Raw genomic sequence first — 17,213 nt, 5'->3', positions numbered from 1 at the left:
ACCGTCCACTAAGGACAAACGGCTATCGCGAACCGGCGTGCGCGGTGGTCCGGGCGACGAAGTCGGTCAGCACGCGGTAGACCTCGTCGCGATCGATCTCGTTGAGGATGTTGTGCCGGTCGTGCGGGAAGATCACCGCGCGGGCATCGGGCAGGAGTTCGGCGGCGCGCCGGGCGCCCGCCGCGGGCGCCAGGTCGTCGGCCTCGCCGTGCAGCAGGAGCACGGGCAACGGCAACGCCCGGGACTCGACCGCGTCGCCGAGCCGGACCCCGGCCTCGCCCAGGGCGGTGAGCGTTTCCACCCGGAGCCCGCCCTGCCAGGTCAGCGGATCGTCGCGGACCTGCTGGGCGTACGCCTCGTTCCGGGTCAGTTCGCCGGGATCCTTGCGCAAATCCCACGGATCGATCCCGCTCGCCAGCAGTGCCGCCAGCGCGTTGTCCACATCGGACACCTGAACCAGGCCGGATCCGGCGAGCACCAGCGAAGCCGGGCGCACCCCGGCGGGCCACAGGCGTTCCGCGGTGAGCAGCGCCGCCACGGTCGACCCCAGCGAATGACCGGCGAGGACGAACGGAAGCGCGGGGTGCGCCGCGCGGGCCAGGGCGACCAGGCGTTCGGCGTCCTCGAGCAGATCGTCGATCCGGGTGACCAGCACCCGCTCCCCTTCGCTGCGCCCGTGGCCCGCGTGGTCGTGCGCCCAGACCGCGATCCCGGCCGCGTTGAGCGCCGCCGCGAACGGCTCGTACGATCCGATGTGCTCGCCCAGGCCGTGGAAGAACACCACCAGTGCCTGGGGTCCCTCCGGCACCCACTGTCGATAGTGGACAGTCCCGGTCTTTCCCGCGAACAACGCCACGCTCCCGCCTCCTCCGATGTCAGCCGTGTGCCGCGCGGAAGCCGCGCTCCAGATCGTCCACCAGGTCGTCCACGCCCTCCAGCCCGACGGAAAGCCGGATCAGCCCGGGCGTCACCCCGGATTCGCGTTGCTGCCGCTCGTCCAACTGGGCGTGCGTGGTGGACGCCGGATGGATGACCAGGCTGCGCACGTCGCCGATGTTGGCCAGGTGGCTGAACAGGCGCAACCCGTCGACGAACCGGCGGCCCGCGTCCGCGCCACCGGCGATCTCGAAGGCCAGCACCGCCCCGACCCCGTCCGGCAGGTACCGCTTCGCCGCGTCGTACCAGGGGCTGCCCGGCAGCCCGGCGTAGTGCACGCGCTCGACCCGGGGATGACCGGCGAGCCGCTCGGCGAGGATCCGGGCCGAGGCGACCTGCCGTTCCATCCGCAGGGACAGCGTCTCGATCCCTTGCAGCAGCAGGAAACTGTTGAACGGGGACACCGCGGGCCCGAGGTCCCGGACGAGTTTCGTGCGCAGCCGCAGGAGGTAGCCGAGTTCGCCGAACTCGTCGCCGAAGACCAGGCCGTGGTAGCTGGGATCGGGCCGGTTGAGCTGGGGCCAGCGATCCGGTTCCGCGCGGAAGTCGAACCGGCCGCCGTCCACGATGATCCCGCCGATCCCGGTGCCGTGCCCGGACAGGAACTTCGTGGTGGAATGCACGACGAAATCGGCGCCGTGGTCGATCGGCCGGGCCAGGTACGGCGTGGGGACGGTGTTGTCCACCACCAGCGGCACCCCGGCCTCGTGCGCGACCTCGGCCACCGCGGCGATGTCGAGCACGTTGCCGCCGGGATTTCCCACGGTCTCGGCGTAGAGCGCCCTGGTGCCGGGCCGCAGCGCCGCCCGCCACTGGCCGAGGTCGTCCGGGTCGGTGACGAAGTCGACGGTGATCCCCAGATCGGCCAGGGTGTAGGCGAACAGGTTGTACGTTCCGCCGTACAGCGTGGCCGCGGAGACCACGTGATCGCCCGCCCGCGCGAGGTTCAGCAGGGCCAGCGCCGAGGCCGCCTGACCGCTCGCCACCGCCACCGCGGCCACGCCGTTCTCCAGATCGGCCAGGCGTTCCTCCACGACCGCGGTGGTCGGGTTCGACAACCGGCTGTACGCGTGCGTCTCCAGATCCCGCAACGCGAACGCGGCCGCCGCGTGCTCGGCGTCGTCGAAAACGAAGGAGCTGGTCTGGTAGATCGGGGTCGCGCGGGCCCCGGTCGCCGGATCGGGTCGGGATCCGGCGTGAATCTGCCGCGTTTCGAACGACCAGCGCGGCGTCGATTCTGACATTTTTCTCCTGTCCGGGTGGCGGCCTTGCCGAGAGTATGCCGTATGACGGCCCGCTCGCGCCGTTCTCACATCTCGGACGCCCGCACCAATCCCTATCCGGATTAGCGGCCCGCCCATAGCATCGAAATCGCCGGGAAAACTCCGGCAAACCAGCGAGGGACAGGGAGCAACAAGTGCGCGGATACCTGCGAAGAATGGCGGGCGCCGGAATAGCCGGCGCGGCCATTACCGCCACGATTTTCACCGCCGGCCCCGCTCAGGCGGCCGAAGGTTCCATTCTCGGCGCCGCTGCGGAGGGTTCGGTGCCGGATAGTTATATCGTCGCGTTGAAACCGGGTTCGGGAGAAATCGTGAGCAAGGCCACCGGACTCGCGAACCGGTTCGGCGGAAAGCTGGGCCTGGTGTACTCGGATTCTTTCAGCGGATTCTCCGTGCGGGCGAACGAACGGCAGGCACGCCGGTTGGCGGCCGATCCGGCCGTCGCCTACGTCGAGCAGAACAAGGTCGTCCACGTCGAGGACACGCAGCAGAACCCGCCGTCCTGGGGGCTGGACCGGGCGGACCAGCGCAAGCTGCCGCTCGACAACGCCTACCGGTACTCGACGACCGCGTCCACAGTGCACGTCTACGTCCTGGACACCGGGATCCGGGCCACCCACCAGACCTTCGGGGGCCGGGTCGGGCGGGGCTACGACTTCGTCGACAACGACACCGACGCCGACGACGGGTACGGCCACGGCACCCATGTGGCCGGGACGATCGCCGGTGCCGAATACGGCGTCGCCAAGGGCGCCCACCTCCACCCGGTCCGGGTGCTGGATTCCAACGGCAGCGGCACGACCGAGCAGGTCATCGCGGGCGTCAACTGGATCACCAAGAACGCGGAGAAGCCGGCCGTGGCGAACGCGAGCCTCGGTGGCGGCGTGTCCACCAGCCTGGACAAGGCCGTGCGCGATTCGGTGGCCTCCGGCGTGACCTGGACGATCGCCGCGGGCAATTCGAACCGGGACGCGTCGACGTCCTCCCCGGCCCGGGTGACCGAGGCGATCACCGTCGGCGCGACCGACAAGGCCGACACCCGGGCGTCCTTCTCCAACTACGGGAAGGTGGTCGACCTGTTCGCCCCGGGCGTGAGCATCACCTCGGCGTGGAACGGCGGCGACACGGCCACCTACACCGGGAACGGGACGTCCTTCGCCGCGCCGCACGCGGCCGGGGCCGCCGCGCTGTACCTGGCGGCCCACCCCGGCGCAACCCCGGCACAGGTGGAAGGCGCCCTGGTCCAGGCCGCGACGCCGGATCTGGTGAAGAACCCGGGATCCGGTTCGCCGAACCGGTTGCTCTACACCGGCAACTGACCGGCCGTGGGTGTCCGGGGCGGATCAGCCGACCCGGACACCCACCAGCCGGTTGGGGCCGATGCGCAACTGGTCGTCGGTCAGGTGCGGTGCGGGATGCGAACCGAGCCAGTCCTTGGCGTTTTCGACATCGCGGGTGAGCGCCTCGATCAGGGCTTCGCTCGACTCGAAGGCCTCCTGCGAGCGCAGGCGCCGCATGAGCAGGACGACCAGCGTCTCGCCGTACAGGTCGCCGGAGAAATCGAGCAGATGCGCTTCGACCAGCCGGAGCCCCGCGCTCCCGTAGTAGGTCGGGCGGCGGCCCACCGAGACCGCGGCCGGGTGCGGCTGCCCGTCCGCCCGCAGCACCCAGCCCGCCCACACGCCTTCGCCGGTTTCGCCGGCCTCGTCGGCCAGCCCGAGGTTCGCGGTGGGGAAGCCCAGGACCCGGCCACGCTGGTCACCGGTTTCGACCACCCCGCGGACCACCAGGATCTCCGCGGCGGGCGGCTCAGTGTCTCCCACGAAATCTCCTCTTCTGCGCGGCGCGGCGGCCAGGTGCCGGGGTCGAGGATAACCGCGGGAACACCGGATACGAGGGCACGACGGCCGTGGTGAAGCGCACTCCGGCCGCGGCCGAAGCGGGCTGAACGGCGGATTGCCAGGTCGCCCGGGCGGCGGTCAGCATGCCCTTATGGCTTCCGGTCACCGGGCGATCCCCGGTCCCCCACCCAATCCGCAGGACGGCAACCTCGCCGACATCGCCGCGGCGGGCGGGCTGCACACGTTCCAGCTCGACCTGCACGAACGGTACGGTCCGGTCGCCGAATTCCACCTGCCCGGCACGCGGGTCGTCTCGGTGGCCGATCCGGAACTGCTGGTCCAGACCTCGCGGATCAACCGGCGGCCGGACGAGCTCTTCGAGTTCCTGACGCCGCTGTTCGAGGCGGGGAACCTGCAAACGCTGCCGGAGGCCGAGCACGTGCCGTGGCGGCGGTTGCTGCTGACCGTGCTCGGCAACCACCGCTCGCACGAGACGCAGTTCGCGGCGTTCACCCGGCTCACCCTCGCGCAGGCGCAGCGCTGGGCCGGGTGCCGCGAAGTCGCGCTGCAACAGGATCTGAGCGAGCTGTCGCTGCGGATGATCTGCCAGTACGCGCTGGGCAGCGAGCTGTCCTCGGACGAGGCCGCGCGCGACACGGCCGCCGCGTTCAAGGGGTTGCTCGAGGAGTTCATCGGTCGCCAGTACCGGTTGCCGTCGCCGTATTCCGACTCCGAACGGCGGGCGCGCGCCGAGCAGGCCCTGGCGCAGGTGCGGGGCACGGTCACCCGGATCCTCGAATCGGCCGGCGGTGCCGACCGGTCCGATCTGGTGAGCATGCTGGCCGAGAGCGACCTCTCCCCGGCACGGATCCGGGACAGCGCGCTCGTGGTGATGATGGCCGGGTACCACACGTCGGGCGTGGCCGCGTCGTGGGCGTTGTACCTGCTGTCCCAGCACCCCGAGATCGCCGCGCGCGTGCACGCGGAACTCGATCGCGTGCTCGGTGACCGGCCCGCGCCCGAGTACGGCCAGCTCGGCGAGCTGGAGTACCTGGAACGCGTGCTCAAGGAGTCGATGCGGCGGTACCCGCCGGGCCCGTACGCGGCGCGGGAACTCGTCGAGGATCTGGAACTCGGGGAGCACCTCGTTCCGGCGGGGACGACCCTGATGTATCCGATCTGGGCGATTCACCTGAATCCACGCCACTGGCCGGATCCCGAGCGGTTCGACCCCGACCGGTTCCTGCCCGGGGCCGCGCGGGAACGGCCCCGGTTCGCGTTCGTCCCGTTCGGCTTCGGGCCGCGCAGCTGCGAGGGCGCCGCGCTGGCCATGGTCGAGATCAAGCTCATGCTCGCGGTGCTGTTGAAGCGTTTCGAGTTCCGGCTGGCGCCCGGGCACCAGGTGGTCCCGGTCGAACGTTTCGTCCTCTGGGCCCGCGACGACATCCGCATGCACCTCACCCCGCGCTGACCCCGAAAGCGCGCGCACGTGTCGTGAGTGTTTACGCCGGTTAGAACCGGTCTAGCCGCTCACGACCCCGCACTTCGGCGGCGAAGTGGCGGGCGCAAAGGGCTCGGCAAGATCAGGTTCGGGCGCTAGCGTGCCTCGCATGTCGTTGCTCGCCCGGCTGGACCGGCTCCCGCTGAGCCGCCCGCACCACCGGCTCCTCCTGCTCGGCGGCCTGGGCTACACGTTCGACGGGATGGACGCCGCGGTGGTGGCGTTCCTGCTGCCCAGCGTCAAGGCGGAATGGGCGCTGAGCAACGGCGAACTGGGCCTGATCGGCTCGGCCACCCCGTTCGGATTCCTGTTCGGCGCGGCGCTCGCCGGGCTGCTCGGCGACCGGATCGGCCGCCGGGCGGTGATGATGGGCGCGCTGGCCGTCTACTGCTTCTTCACCCTGATCGCCGCGGGCGCGCCGAACTTCGAGGTGTTCCTCGGCGCGCGGGTGCTCGCCGGGGTGGGCACTGGCGCGGAAAGCGCCATCATCGCGCCGTTCCTGGCCGAGTTCATCGCGCCCGCGCGCCGCGGCTGGTTCGTCGGCGCCCTGGCCGGGTTCTTCTCGTTCGGTTTCGTCGCGGCCGCGCTGATCGGGCGGTTCGTGGTGCCGACGGTTCCGGAAGGCTGGCGGTGGGCGCAGGTGATCACCGCGCTGCCGATCCTGTTGCTGCTGTGGTGGCGGCGTTCGCTGCCCGAATCGCCTCGCTACCTGCTGGCGCGCGGCCGTCCGGAAGCGGCCGAAGCGGTGGTCGCGGCGATGGAGCGGGAGACCGAACGGGCCACCGGGCGCCCGCTGCCCCCGGTCCCGGAGACCGAGGACCGCCCGGGCGTCCAGGCCGCGGCCAAGGTCGGCCTCGGCACGGCGCTGCGGTTCCTGTGGGGCCGCCGGATGGCGCGCCGCACGGCGATCACCTGGCTGCTCTGGTTCGTGATCACCTTCGCCTACTACGGCTTCTTCTCCTGGATCCCGACCCTGCTGGTGGACCGCGGCATCACGGTGACCAAGAGCTTCGAGTTCGCCATCGTGATCTACCTGGCCCAGGTGCCCGGTTACTTCTCCGCGGCGTGGCTCGGCGAACGCCTGGACCGCAAGAACACCATCGCCCTGTACCTGGCCGGTTCCGCGGCCGCCGCGTTCTGGCTCAGCCGGCTGGACGATCCGGTGCCGATCATGGTGTCCGGCGCGGTGCTGTCGTTCTTCCTCAACGGAACCTACGCGGGGCTGTACTCCTACACCCCCGAGGTCTTCCCCACCTGGATCCGCGCGACCGGCACCGGACTGTCCAGTTCGTTCGGGCGGTTCGGCAGCATCCTCGCCCCGTCGGTCATCGGGTTCTTCGCGAGCGCGCTGGGCTTCGGCGGCGTGTTCGTGCTGACCACCACGGTGCTCGCGGTCGGCGTCGCCGGGGTGCTCGTCTTCGGCCTGTCCACCGCGGGCCGGTCCCTGGAGGAACTCACCGAACGGGAGGCCCGATGACCGCGTTGCTCCTGCGCGACGCCGTACTGCTCGATCCGGAGAACGCCGAATGCCGCGAGGGCGATCTGCTCGCGGTGGACGGCCGGATCGCCGAATCCGGGCCCGGGCTCCGCGCCCCGGCCGGCGCCCGGGTGCTCGAGCTCGGCGGCGCGGTCGTGCTGCCCGGCCTGATCGACGCGCACGTGCACGTCACCGCCGCGACCGGTGACCTGGGCGCGCTCCCCGGCTGGAGCCCGTACTACGTCGGCGCGCACGCCGCCCGGATCCTGCGCGGGATGGCCGAACGCGGATTCACCACCGTGCGGGACGCGTCGGGCGCGGACTTCGGGCTGGCCGACGCGCAGCGCGAGGGGCTGCTCAGCGGACCGCGGATCCTGTTCTGCGGCAAGGCGTTGAGCCAGACCGGCGGGCACGGCGACGCCCGCGGCCGCGGTACGCAGGTCGTCAACGACCACCCGTGCTGCGCCGGGCTCGGCCGGATCGCCGATGGCGTCGACGCGGTGCGCGCGGCGGCCCGCGACGAGCTGCGCAAGGGTGCCCACCACATCAAGGTGATGGCCTCGGGCGGGGTGGCCTCGCCGACCGACCGGATCGATTCGACGCAGTACTCGATGGCCGAACTGCGCGCGGCGGTCGAGGAGGCCGAGGCCGCCAACCGGTACGTCGCCGCGCACGCCTACACCGCCCGCGCGGTCAACCGGGCGCTGGAGGCGGGTGTCCGCTCGATCGAGCACGGCAACCTGCTCGACGACCGCAGCGTGGAACTGTTCGTCGCGCATAACGCCTTCCTGGTGCCGACCCTGGTGACCTACTGGGCCCTCAAGGAGGAGGGCATGGACTTCGGGCTCACCCGCCGGATGTGGGAGAAGGTCGACGTCGTGCTGGACGCCGGACTGTCCGCTGTGGACAGAGCGGCGCGCGGCGGGGTGCGGATGGCGTACGGCAGCGATCTGCTGGGCGGGATGCACCGGCACCAGAGCACGGAGTTCCGGTTGCGCGGCGAGGTGCTGTCGCCGGTCGAGGTGATCCGCTCGGCGACCGCCACCGCGGCCGAACTCCTCGGGCGCGCCGGGGAAATCGGCACGCTGGCGATCGGCGCGCTCGCCGACCTGATCATCGTGGACGGCAATCCGCTCGACGATCTCGGCGTGCTCGCCGATCCGGAGACGCACCTGCGGGCGGTGATCCAGTCCGGCGAGGTGACCGTCGATCGTCGGTAGGACCTGGCGGGTACCCGCCAGAACCGCCACCTCCGCCCGGTACCGCCCTATGGTCTGGTCCACTCATCACCACGGGCTGGAGGCGCCGATGCGATCCTTCCTTCTCCCGATTGCCGCCCTGACCCTGGCAGCCACGCTCACCGCCCCGGCGGCCGCGGCCCCGGACGACCGGATCTCCCTGGTGCGCGTCGACGCGTCACCCGAGCAGGTCGCCGCGCTCGGCCTGGACGCCGTGGACGGCACCGCGGACGTCGTCCTGCACGGCCGCGCCGACGCGGAACACCTGCGGCAGAAAGGTTTCCGGTGGCACACGCTGGTCGCCGACCTCACCGCCGACGCCGCGCGGACCCGGGCGGCGGACGCGGCCTACGCCCGGTCCGTCGCGGTCTCCACGCTGCCGAGCGGCCGCACCGCCTACCGCGCGTTCGCCGACTACGACACCGACCTCGACCGGCTCGCGTCGACCTACCCGAAGGCGGCCCGGACCTTCACCCTGCCCCACCGCACGTTGGAGAACCGGACCGTGCGCGGGCTGGAGATCTCCCACGACGTCGCCGCGTCGGCGCACAAACCGGTCCTGGTGGTCACCGGGGTGCATCACGCCCGGGAGTGGCCGTCCTCGGAGGTGACCTTGGAGTTCGCCTACGACCTGCTGAAGAACGACGGCACGGACGCGCGCGTCACCGGACTGCTCGACCAGCTCCGGGTGGTCGTCGTGCCTATGGTGAACCCGGACGGTTTCGCGATCTCGCGGGGCCTGACATACGAGATGAAGCGCAAGAACTGCCGGGTGCGCGACGGGCAGCTCCCCGGTCCGGGCGAATGCGCGGCGTCGGCGAACCGGTCCTACGGCGTCGACCCCAACCGCAACTACGGCGCGGCCTGGGGCGACAACGGATCCAGCGCGAACCGGGGCTCCGAGACCTACCGCGGCGCGGGACCGTTCTCCGAACCGGAGGTCACCAATGTCCGCGATCTGGTGTCCGGCCTGCAGGCGACCGCGCTGATCAGCAACCACACCTACGGCGAGGTCGTGCTGCGCCCGGCCGGGCCGGAGGAGGACCTCTACAGCGCGCTGGGCACCCGGCTGAGCTCGGCCAACGGCTACGGCTCCTCGGCGCTGCGGGTCGGCGGGATGACCGAACGCTGGTCGTACTACGCGACCGCCGGTTTCGGGTTCACCGTGGAGATCGGGACCGGGAACTTCCACCCGGCCTTCGGCCCCGGCGTGGTGGACCAGTACATGGGCACCGGGACGCGGCTGGGATTGCGCGAACTGTACCTGCGCGCGGCCGAAGCCGCCGCGGACCGGACGCGGCACGGGGTGCTCACCGGTTCCGCGCCCGCCGGATCGACCTTGCGGATCACCAAGGACTTCACCCTGACCACGGCGACCGGGCAACCGGTGCCGACGCATCTGGAATCGGCGCTGACCGTGCCTTCCGGCGGCCGGTTCACCTGGGACGTCAACCCGTCGACGCGGCCCGCCGAGAACGGGATGCTCGACGAGTCGTGGACGCTCACCTGCGCGCCACCCGGTAAGCCGGTGGCGGTCACCACGAAGGTGCTCGTGCGGCGGGGGCAGCAGGTTCCGGTGGACCTCGCCGCGTGCGCCGCGTGAAACTCGCTGAGTCAAGTCGCGGCACCCGAGTGGACCACGGAGCGCGCCCCGGCCGACAGGCCCCGCTATCGGGGCGGCAGGGCGCCCTTGTCGCCGACGTGCGAGGGGTTGCCAAATCGCGCCCTGGCGACACGATCGCGGACGCGCGCGAACCCGCGGAGGAGCGAGCGTGACCGATGCCCGGGTGGAGTTCGGGCGCCTCCTGCGGGAGCACCGGGAAGCCGCCGGGCTGACCCAGGCCCGGTTAGGTCGCCTGGTCGGCCACCACCATTCCCTGATCAGCAAGGTCGAGCACGGGCTCCGGTGGTCGTCGCTCGAAGCCGCACACCGGAACGTCGCCCGGGGCGGGGACGCCTGCCCGGACTCGATCCGCGAGTTCGACCTGCTGCTCACCGCCTACGAACGGTTCGACGACACGCTCGGCGGGGCCGGGATCGTCGAGGCGCTGGAAAGTCACCTGCGTTTACTGATGGGCTGGCTCTCGACGAGTTCGCCCCATCAGACCGAGGTGCTGCGACTGGCCGGGCGGTACGGATACCGCGCCGGGTGGGCCCGGTTCGAGAACGGCCAGCGCGACCTCGCGATGACGTGGTTCGGGCGGGCGTTGGGCTGGGCGAAGGGTGCCGATGATCACGGCCTGGCGGCGGATCCGCAGACCCGGATCGGCGTGGTCGCGCGGGCGGCGGGCGATCAGGTGCGCGCGCTCGGGTACGCCCGGGCGGCGCACGAGACCGGCGCCGGGCGGCCGTGGACGGGTTTCCTGGCCGCGATCCTGGAAGCCCGGGCGTTCGCGGGCCTCGGCGAACGCGGCCGCTGCGCGAACCGGCTCGCGCTCGCGGCGAACCTGGCCGGACGAACCGATCCGGCGGACGCGCCCTGGCTCGCCAGGCCGTACGGCGTCGCCATGCTCCAGAGCATCCGGGCCGCCTGCTACCGCGACCTCGCCGCGCACGGTCACCGCGCCCTCGCCGACCACGCGGTCGACGCCGCGCGGGACGCTTTCGAGCGCACCCCGGCCGAGATGTGGCCCAACCGCGCGCTGTTCGCCGCCCGCCTCGCCGACGCCCACGCCTACGCGGGCGAACCGGACGCGGCGGCGCAAGCGGTCGAAGCCACCCTCGCCGTTCCCCCGTCGTCGCGCAATTCCCTTGTCCGCGGTGAACTCCGCGGTCTCCGCCACCGCCTGCTCGCCACCTGGGGCCGCGACCCCGAAGTCCGCGAACTCGCCCATCGACTGTCCACACCAGACACTCGCTGACCGGGCGCACGCAAGCCTCCGGTATCCGACGACGGGCTGTGCCGGTACGGACCGGTGCTTGATCGCGTGATCGGGTAGGAATCCGGTGACCGAGCGCGGCGGGTTTGCGCTATGGGTGTGAGGTCCCCCGACAATGCGGTGAACCTCGTTTGGGGGTGACCGAGGTTCGGCTGACCCTGGGTGTGTCTTGGTGTCACCGACACCGATGAGAAACATCGAAAGGGAGAGTTCGGAATGAAACGCATTGTTGCCGCCGCGGGAGCTTTCGCGGCGGGCCTCGCACTGGTGCTCAGCGCCCCCGTGACGGCCGTTGCGACCGCATCCCCACAGAATACCGTCACCGAAGAGCTTTGCGAGAAAGGTGGCGGCGACGCGGAGGAATCGGAGGAGAGCCCGACCGGTCGGCTGTGTGTCGGCGGAGTTTTCAGCGGCATTCCGGTGTCCGACGAAAGCGGCGACTGAGCTTCCCGGTTGACCGCGGAGGGCTCCTCTCAAGGTACCCAATGTGGCTTTCGGGGCGTTGAGTGTCCCGAAGGCCGCATTGGGGATGGGTGCCCTCGCCCCGGTTGGTGAGGGGTCCCCCGGGGCGAGGGCGGTGCGGGTGGCTAGTAGCGGCGGTCGGTCACCCGGCCGGTGGCGGCGGTCCAGGTGATGTAGCCGTACTGGTAGTTGGTCCGTTTCCCGCCGGGGATGGCGAATTCGTCGCTGACCGGGTACCCGAGGTACGACCGCTCCCAGCCGAGCGCGGCCCAGCGCTCGCGGATCTGGCAGCAGGTCGCGACCGCCCCGGCGAACGGGGTCCAGTAGATCGAGCCGCGGTTGGTGAAGTGGTTGTAGTGCCCGATCCCGTCCGGGGTGACCCGTTCACTGGTCACCGGGTACCCCAGGTACGAGCGCTCCCAGCCCATCGAGGCCCATTTCTCCCTGATCTGGCAACAGGTCGCCACCGCACCCGCCCACGGGGTCCAGTAGATCGAACCGCGGTTGGCGAAGTGGTTGAAATGGCCCACCCCGTCCGGGGCGACCAGCTCACCGGTGACCGGATAACCCAGGTACGAGCGTTCCCAGCCCAGGGCCGACCAGAGTTCCCGGATCTGGCAGCACACGGCCTGCGCCCCGGTGGCCGGGGACCAGAAGATCGAGCCCCGGTTCGTGAAGTGGTTGAACCGGCCGATCCCGTCGGCCGTCGCCGTCTCGTCCGTGGCCGGGTAGCCGAGATATGAGCGTTCCCAGCCCAGCGCCGCCCAGGTTTCCCGGATCTGGCAACAGATTCCCCGCGCACCGGTCGCCGCGGTCCAGTAGATCGAGGCGCGCTGGGTGAAGTGGTTGAACTGGCCGGCGCCATCGGCGGTGGCCGTCTGGTCGGTGACCGGCACACCCCACCGGCCCGGGCCGCCGAGTTGCAGGTACTTGTCCAGGATCGCGCCGTGCACCTCGCGCACGCCGGTCTGCGGCGACCAGTACAGCCGCCCCCGTTCGTACGCGCGGTACCGCGCGCCGATATCGGCGGTCTCCGGCCCGGTCGGCGCGCCGAGCAGTTGCCGCAACGCGGGTTCGGCGTTGTACCGCTGCTCGATCGGCGTGGTGTAGTTGGCGGTCAGCGTGGTGTCCGCGGCGCCCATGGTCAGCGTCCGGGTGGTCGCCGCCGGCCCGTCCGCCCACCCGGCGAACGGGGACGCCCCATCGGCCGCGACGGGCGCGGCGACGACGTCGAGCGTCGCGCCCTCGGTGACCATCGACGAACTGACCCCGCCTTCCGCCGGAATCTGCAGCGTCGCGGGAATGTTGCTCACCAGCGTCAGCCGGTGTTCCCGCGGCCGGGCGACATAGGTCGCGCTGGTCGCGACGCCCGCGCTGTCGGTGGCCGTCGCGGTGAACTCCATCCGCGAATCGGTGTGGTCGGTGAACCCGGCGCTGAAGGTCTCCGTGGACGCGCTCACCCCGGGATGGGCGTGGCAGGTGGCGTCGTCCGGACAATGGACGGTGCGGCTGGTCCAGCTCACCGGCAGCACACCGTCCTCGGCGTCGGTCGCGGTCGCGCCGAGGCCGATCGATTCGCCCACCGCGAACGTCACGTTCCCCGGTGTGGTCAGTTGCAGGGCGGGCGAGTTGTTCGACGGCGCCACGGTGATCTGCGTGCTCCCGGTGGCGCCGAGCGGATCGGTCACCGTGAGCACCGCGGTGAACTGGTCGGCGCCCGCGGCATACGTGTGCGTGGCGCGCACCCCGGTCCCGGATGTGCCGTCGCCGAAACTCCACTGGTAGGTCAGCTGATCGCCGTCGAAGTCGACCGATTCGCTCGCGTCGAACGTGACCGTGCGGGTGGCCGGATTCGTGCTGGTCGCGGCCTTGGCGACCGGCGCGGTGTTGCCCTGCGTGTAGGTCAGTCGCCGCAGGGTCGCGGAATAGATGTCGGCGTAGACGATGTCCCCGTTGGGCGCCGCCGCGAACTTCACCGGGCCGCCGATATCGATGCCCAGCGGCGGGTTCTGCGGCGCCTGGGTCAGTTTCCCCTGCGCGTCGTACCGCAGCGTCCAGATCTTCTTGCCCACGTAGTCGCCGAAGAAGTACGCACCCCGGTACTGCGCGGGATAGCTCGTTCCACTGTAGACGATCCCGCCGGTGACGCTGTTGCCCTGGTTGCTCGCGCTGCCGTGCTGGTACGCCCACAACGGCGGGGTGTTCGGCACGCCCGCGCATTCGGGCATCGTGCTGTAGCCGGGGGTCGGGATGTTCGCCTCCCAGCACGGCCACGCGTAACTCCGCCCGGGGAGCACGATGTCGACCTCTTCCCAGTCGTTCCAGCCGACCTCGCCGACGATCGGCAGCCCGCTGCCCGGATCGAGGGTCAGCCGGAACGGGCTGCGCAGGCCGCTGGCGTAGACCTTGCTGCGTACCGACGCGGGATTGGCCGGGTCGTAGTACGGGTTGCCCGGCACCCCGAGCCCGGTCGAGGTGATGTGCAGGAGCTTGCCCTGGATCGCGTTGATGTCCAGGGACCGCAACGCCAGCCGGTCCGCGAACGCGGGGCTCGCGTTGTCCCCGTTGGTCACCCACAACGTTCCGTCGTCGTCGGCGACGATCCCGGTCAGCGCGTGGGTCGGCACGTCCCCGGCGAACTCGAGCAGGACCTGTTCCTGCGCGATGCCGGTCGGTTCGGTCGCACCGGTCACCGTCCACCGGGCCAGCCGCAGCGTGAACGGCGCGCCGCCGCTGGGCACGGACCGGGCGAGATAGATCTGCCGCGAGGTGGCGTAGTCGTGCGCCGGTTCGACGCTGAGCAGCCCGAGGTCGCCGTCGGTGCGCACCGGCAGCGTGGCGATCGTGCGGGTGCGCCCGTCCGCCGCGACCCAGGCCAACCGCCCGCTCTTGCCGGTGGTCAGCATCGAACCGTCCGGCAGGTAGGCGAAGTCGGTCAGATCGTAGGCGGCCTGGCCGCTGGCCTGGTCCCGGAGCACGAATCCGGCGGGCAGCGCCGGAAGCGACGACGCGAGCGGCGCCGGGAGCGCGACGAGGAATCCCGCCGCCATGAGCAGAGTGCAGACGAAGACCGCGGCCGACCTGCCGACTTGACGCATCACCATGATCGCCCCTTCCGAACGTGCCTGAAGTTCGGCCGGACGGCGCAGTTCGTTGCACGTTCTGGGGGCTTTTACCGAAATGTGCCCGGCTTGTGCGGACAACCTAGATCATCCGGATCATGTGCGTGATTCACCCCCGTACCCGTTTGACAATCTTGTGACAGGGCGACCGGAACGCCTTCCGGCATCCGGCGCGCACTGGTAGATCCCTTGCTGAGGCAACCCCGCCCCTGCCCGCGAGGAGAACCCGAGATGTCGAGGAAACCCTTACGAAGACTGGGTTTTGTGTGTGTATTGGCCGCCGTGCTGCTGGGCGGGATCCCGTCGCCGCCCGCGCTGGCGGCCGTTCCGGATCCGACCGGCCCGTGTGCCTTGTCCGGCGGTTTCCTGTCCGAGGGGAAGACGAACTGGGCGAACTTCCCCCGGCCGGACGGCCCGGTCAAGGCCGCGATGCTGTTCGTCGACTTCCCGAACGCCCCGGCCACGACGACCGTCGACCAGGAGTACAACCTGTTCCTCATGCCTCCTCGCCCGTGCAAGCAAGGGGCGCCGAGTGCTGGGGTCGTGAGTGGACAGACCGGTTACGTAGAACCGGCCGGGACACTCACGACCCGGTCCCTTCCTCCCGCCGGTTCAGACGGTCATCGGCACCTGGTCGGCGGTGGGCACCGCGACCGTCGACCGGGTCCGGCGGTCCAGCAGGCCGGAAACCACGGCGACCACGAGCCCCGATCCGGCGAGCAGGGCGCCGATCCAGTTCGGCGCGGTGTAGCCGAGGCCGTGGTCGATGGCCAGTCCGCCGAGCCAGGCGCCGCCGGCGTTGCCGAGGTTGAAGGCCGCGATGTTCGCCGCCGACGCGAGGGCTGGTGCGCCTTCGGCCTTCTCCATCACCCGCATTTGCAGCGAGGGCACGGTCGCGAACCCGGCCGCCCCGAACAGGGCGAGGGTGATCGCCGCGGGAACCTGCGCGTGCGCGGTGAACACGAAGACCACCAGCACCGCGGTCAGCGCGGCGAGGAAGACGTACAGGCTCGGCATCAGCCCGCGATCCGCCGCCTTGCCGCCGAGCAGGTTCCCGGCGAACAGGCCCGCGCCGAACAGCACCAGCAACCAGGTGACCGTCCCGGCGGAGAACCCGGCGACCTCGGTCATCATCGGCGTGATGTAGGTGAAGGCGGCGAACACCCCGCCGAAGCCCAGCGCGGTCGTCGCGAGCGCGAGCCACACCTGCGGGCGGCGGAACACGGCGAGTTCCCCGCGCAGGCCGCCGGACTCCCCCGCCCCTTGCCGCGGCACGAGCGTCACGATCCCGGCGAGACCGGCCACCCCGAGCGCGGTGACCGCCCAGAACGTGGACCGCCAGCCGAAGTGCTGGCCGAGCGCGGTGCCCATCGGCACGCCGAGGACGTTGGCGACGGTCAGCCCGGTGAACATCAAGGCGATCGCGCTCGCCCGTTTCGCCGGGGCGACGAGTCCGGCGGCGACCACCGAGCCGACGCCGAAGAAGGCGCCGTGCGAAAGCGCGGCCACGATCCGGCCGGTCATCAGCAACGAGTAGCTGGTGGCGAGCGCGGAGATCAGGTTCCCGGCGATGAACAGCACCATCAGCGCGACCAGGATGGTCTTGCGCGGCAGTTTGGCGCCGACCGCCGTGAGCAGCGGGGCGCCGATCACGACACCGAGCGCGTAGCCGGAGATGAGCAGGCCCGCCGACGGGATCGAAACCCCGAAGTCGCGGGCGACGTCGGGGAGCAGCCCCATGATCACGAACTCGGTGGTGCCGATGCCGAAGGCGCTGATCGCCAGGGCGAGCAGGGCGACAGGCATGAAACGTACCTTCTTCCTGTAGTATCTAAGTAGCGCCGTCAACAACCGGCGTCCGCGATAGTTGCACACGCGGCTTATTGCTTACGCGTGATAGTGCAGCATGCAAGTAGGCTGTGCGCAAGGTGGCGATGGCCAAGGAAGAGGTGAACCGTGTCACTGGACGATGACGCCGCGGAGGCACGCGCCCAGGGATGGCGAACGGTGGCGGCGCTGCACGCCCGGATCGAGGACGCGCTCGAACGTGCGTTGCAGCGCGAGCACGAGCTGTCGGTGAGCGAGTACAGCGTGCTCGACGTGCTTTCCCGCCAGGACGGCTGGCACATGCGGATGAACCAGCTCTCCCGGGCGGTGGTGCTCAGCCAGTCGGCGACGACCCGGCTGGTCACCCGGCTGGAGAAGCGCGGCCTGCTCCAGCGGTACCTGTGCCCCGACGACCGCCGCGGCATCTACACCGAGGTCACCGAAGCCGGACACGCGTTGCTGGACACCGCGCGCCCGACGCACGACCGCACCCTGGGCGACGCGCTCGCCGAAGCCGAACAGGTGCCCGAACTCGCCCCCCTGGTCGCCGCCCTCGGCACCCTCGCCCTCCCCACCCCGTAGCCAAACGTCCCCCAATGGGCATTTTTCATCTTGGTTTTTGCTGGTGGGGTGGGGTTGACCGGGTG

The 17,213-nt window shown here is 70.8% G+C and carries 13 protein-coding genes; 8 read left to right on the top strand and 5 right to left on the bottom strand.

From position 1 onward, the window contains the following. Positions 1 to 22: 22 nt before the first annotated feature. Both FXO23_RS36985 and FXO23_RS36980 read right to left on the bottom strand, forming a co-directional pair. Entirely contained in the window at positions 23 to 808 is a 786-nt protein-coding gene (locus tag FXO23_RS36985; RefSeq protein WP_246258244.1) for an alpha/beta fold hydrolase, read from the bottom strand. 67 nt (positions 809 to 875) lie between these two features. Further along, positions 876 to 2,180 carry an O-acetylhomoserine aminocarboxypropyltransferase/cysteine synthase family protein gene (locus FXO23_RS36980; RefSeq protein ID WP_158891054.1) on the bottom strand — a complete coding sequence of 435 codons (1,305 nt, stop codon included), beginning with the start codon at positions 2,178 to 2,180 and terminating at the stop codon, positions 876 to 878. 194 nt (positions 2,181 to 2,374) lie between these two features. Between FXO23_RS36980 and FXO23_RS36975 the strand changes: the two genes are divergently transcribed. Continuing rightward, positions 2,375 to 3,538, top strand: coding sequence for a S8 family peptidase (locus FXO23_RS36975; RefSeq protein ID WP_158891156.1), 1,164 nt, complete (start codon positions 2,375 to 2,377; stop codon positions 3,536 to 3,538). Positions 3,539 to 3,562: 24 nt separating this feature from the next. Here FXO23_RS36975 and FXO23_RS36970 read toward each other — a convergent pair whose 3' ends face one another. After that, complete coding sequence (locus tag FXO23_RS36970) at positions 3,563 to 4,042, bottom strand: riboflavin kinase (RefSeq protein ID WP_158891052.1); 480 nt, start codon at positions 4,040 to 4,042, stop codon at positions 3,563 to 3,565. Between the two features lie 169 nt (positions 4,043 to 4,211). On the opposite strand from FXO23_RS36970, the gene FXO23_RS36965 reads away from it, so the two are divergent. The 6 genes from FXO23_RS36965 to FXO23_RS36940 all read left to right on the top strand — a co-directional run bounded on the left by FXO23_RS36965 (position 4,212) and on the right by FXO23_RS36940 (position 11,599). Next, positions 4,212 to 5,531, top strand: coding sequence for a cytochrome P450 (locus FXO23_RS36965; protein WP_158891050.1), 1,320 nt, complete (start codon positions 4,212 to 4,214; stop codon positions 5,529 to 5,531). A gap of 139 nt (positions 5,532 to 5,670) precedes the next feature. Continuing rightward, positions 5,671 to 7,038: an MFS transporter gene (locus tag FXO23_RS36960; protein ID WP_158891048.1), complete on the top strand. Its 1,368-nt coding sequence runs from the start codon at positions 5,671 to 5,673 to the stop codon at positions 7,036 to 7,038. Further along, positions 7,035 to 8,258: a metal-dependent hydrolase family protein gene (locus FXO23_RS36955; protein WP_158891046.1), complete on the top strand. Its 1,224-nt coding sequence runs from the start codon at positions 7,035 to 7,037 to the stop codon at positions 8,256 to 8,258. Before FXO23_RS36960 ends, FXO23_RS36955 begins: the two co-directional genes overlap by 4 nt. 88 nt (positions 8,259 to 8,346) lie before the next feature. Further along, positions 8,347 to 9,879, top strand: a complete 1,533-nt coding sequence (locus tag FXO23_RS36950) for a M14 family zinc carboxypeptidase (RefSeq protein ID WP_246258243.1) — start codon at positions 8,347 to 8,349, stop codon at positions 9,877 to 9,879. Positions 9,880 to 10,048: 169 nt separating this feature from the next. After that, a complete protein-coding gene (locus FXO23_RS36945) occupies positions 10,049 to 11,137 on the top strand; it encodes a helix-turn-helix domain-containing protein (protein ID WP_218952264.1) in 1,089 nt (362 codons plus the stop codon). A gap of 234 nt (positions 11,138 to 11,371) precedes the next feature. Next, the gene (locus FXO23_RS36940; RefSeq protein ID WP_158891044.1) at positions 11,372 to 11,599 is read left to right on the top strand and encodes a hypothetical protein; all 228 of its coding nucleotides are present in this window, start codon (positions 11,372 to 11,374) and stop codon (positions 11,597 to 11,599) included. A gap of 143 nt (positions 11,600 to 11,742) precedes the next feature. Here FXO23_RS36940 and FXO23_RS36935 read toward each other — a convergent pair whose 3' ends face one another. Then, the gene (locus tag FXO23_RS36935; protein ID WP_246258253.1) at positions 11,743 to 14,715 is read right to left on the bottom strand and encodes a PQQ-dependent sugar dehydrogenase; all 2,973 of its coding nucleotides are present in this window, start codon (positions 14,713 to 14,715) and stop codon (positions 11,743 to 11,745) included. Positions 14,716 to 15,351: 636 nt separating this feature from the next. Further along, a complete protein-coding gene (locus tag FXO23_RS36930) occupies positions 15,352 to 16,545 on the bottom strand; it encodes an MFS transporter (protein WP_158891040.1) in 1,194 nt (397 codons plus the stop codon). Between the two features lie 150 nt (positions 16,546 to 16,695). Between FXO23_RS36930 and FXO23_RS36925 the strand changes: the two genes are divergently transcribed. Further along, positions 16,696 to 17,148, top strand: coding sequence for a MarR family winged helix-turn-helix transcriptional regulator (locus FXO23_RS36925; protein ID WP_158891038.1), 453 nt, complete (start codon positions 16,696 to 16,698; stop codon positions 17,146 to 17,148). Positions 17,149 to 17,213: the final 65 nt, after the last annotated feature.

It is taken from the genome of Amycolatopsis anabasis, from assembly GCF_009765355.1.
Classification (GTDB): Bacteria; Actinomycetota; Actinomycetes; order Mycobacteriales; family Pseudonocardiaceae; genus Amycolatopsis; species Amycolatopsis anabasis.
Note: the sequence above shows the minus strand (reverse complement) of the source record. Positions and strands in the feature narration are given on the sequence as shown.

Coding starts and splice junctions, on each gene's coding strand:
- FXO23_RS36980 (WP_158891054.1), bottom strand. CDS start 2,180: ATGTCAGAATCGACGCCGCGCTGGTCGTTCGAAACGCGGCAGATTCAC.
- FXO23_RS36975 (WP_158891156.1), top strand. CDS start 2,375: ATGGCGGGCGCCGGAATAGCCGGCGCGGCCATTACCGCCACGATTTTC.
- FXO23_RS36965 (WP_158891050.1), top strand. CDS start 4,212: ATGGCTTCCGGTCACCGGGCGATCCCCGGTCCCCCACCCAATCCGCAG.
- FXO23_RS36960 (WP_158891048.1), top strand. CDS start 5,671: ATGTCGTTGCTCGCCCGGCTGGACCGGCTCCCGCTGAGCCGCCCGCAC.
- FXO23_RS36955 (WP_158891046.1), top strand. CDS start 7,035: ATGACCGCGTTGCTCCTGCGCGACGCCGTACTGCTCGATCCGGAGAAC.
- FXO23_RS36950 (WP_246258243.1), top strand. CDS start 8,347: ATGCGATCCTTCCTTCTCCCGATTGCCGCCCTGACCCTGGCAGCCACG.
- FXO23_RS36940 (WP_158891044.1), top strand. CDS start 11,372: ATGAAACGCATTGTTGCCGCCGCGGGAGCTTTCGCGGCGGGCCTCGCA.
- FXO23_RS36935 (WP_246258253.1), bottom strand. CDS start 14,715: ATGCGTCAAGTCGGCAGGTCGGCCGCGGTCTTCGTCTGCACTCTGCTC.
- FXO23_RS36930 (WP_158891040.1), bottom strand. CDS start 16,545: ATGCCTGTCGCCCTGCTCGCCCTGGCGATCAGCGCCTTCGGCATCGGC.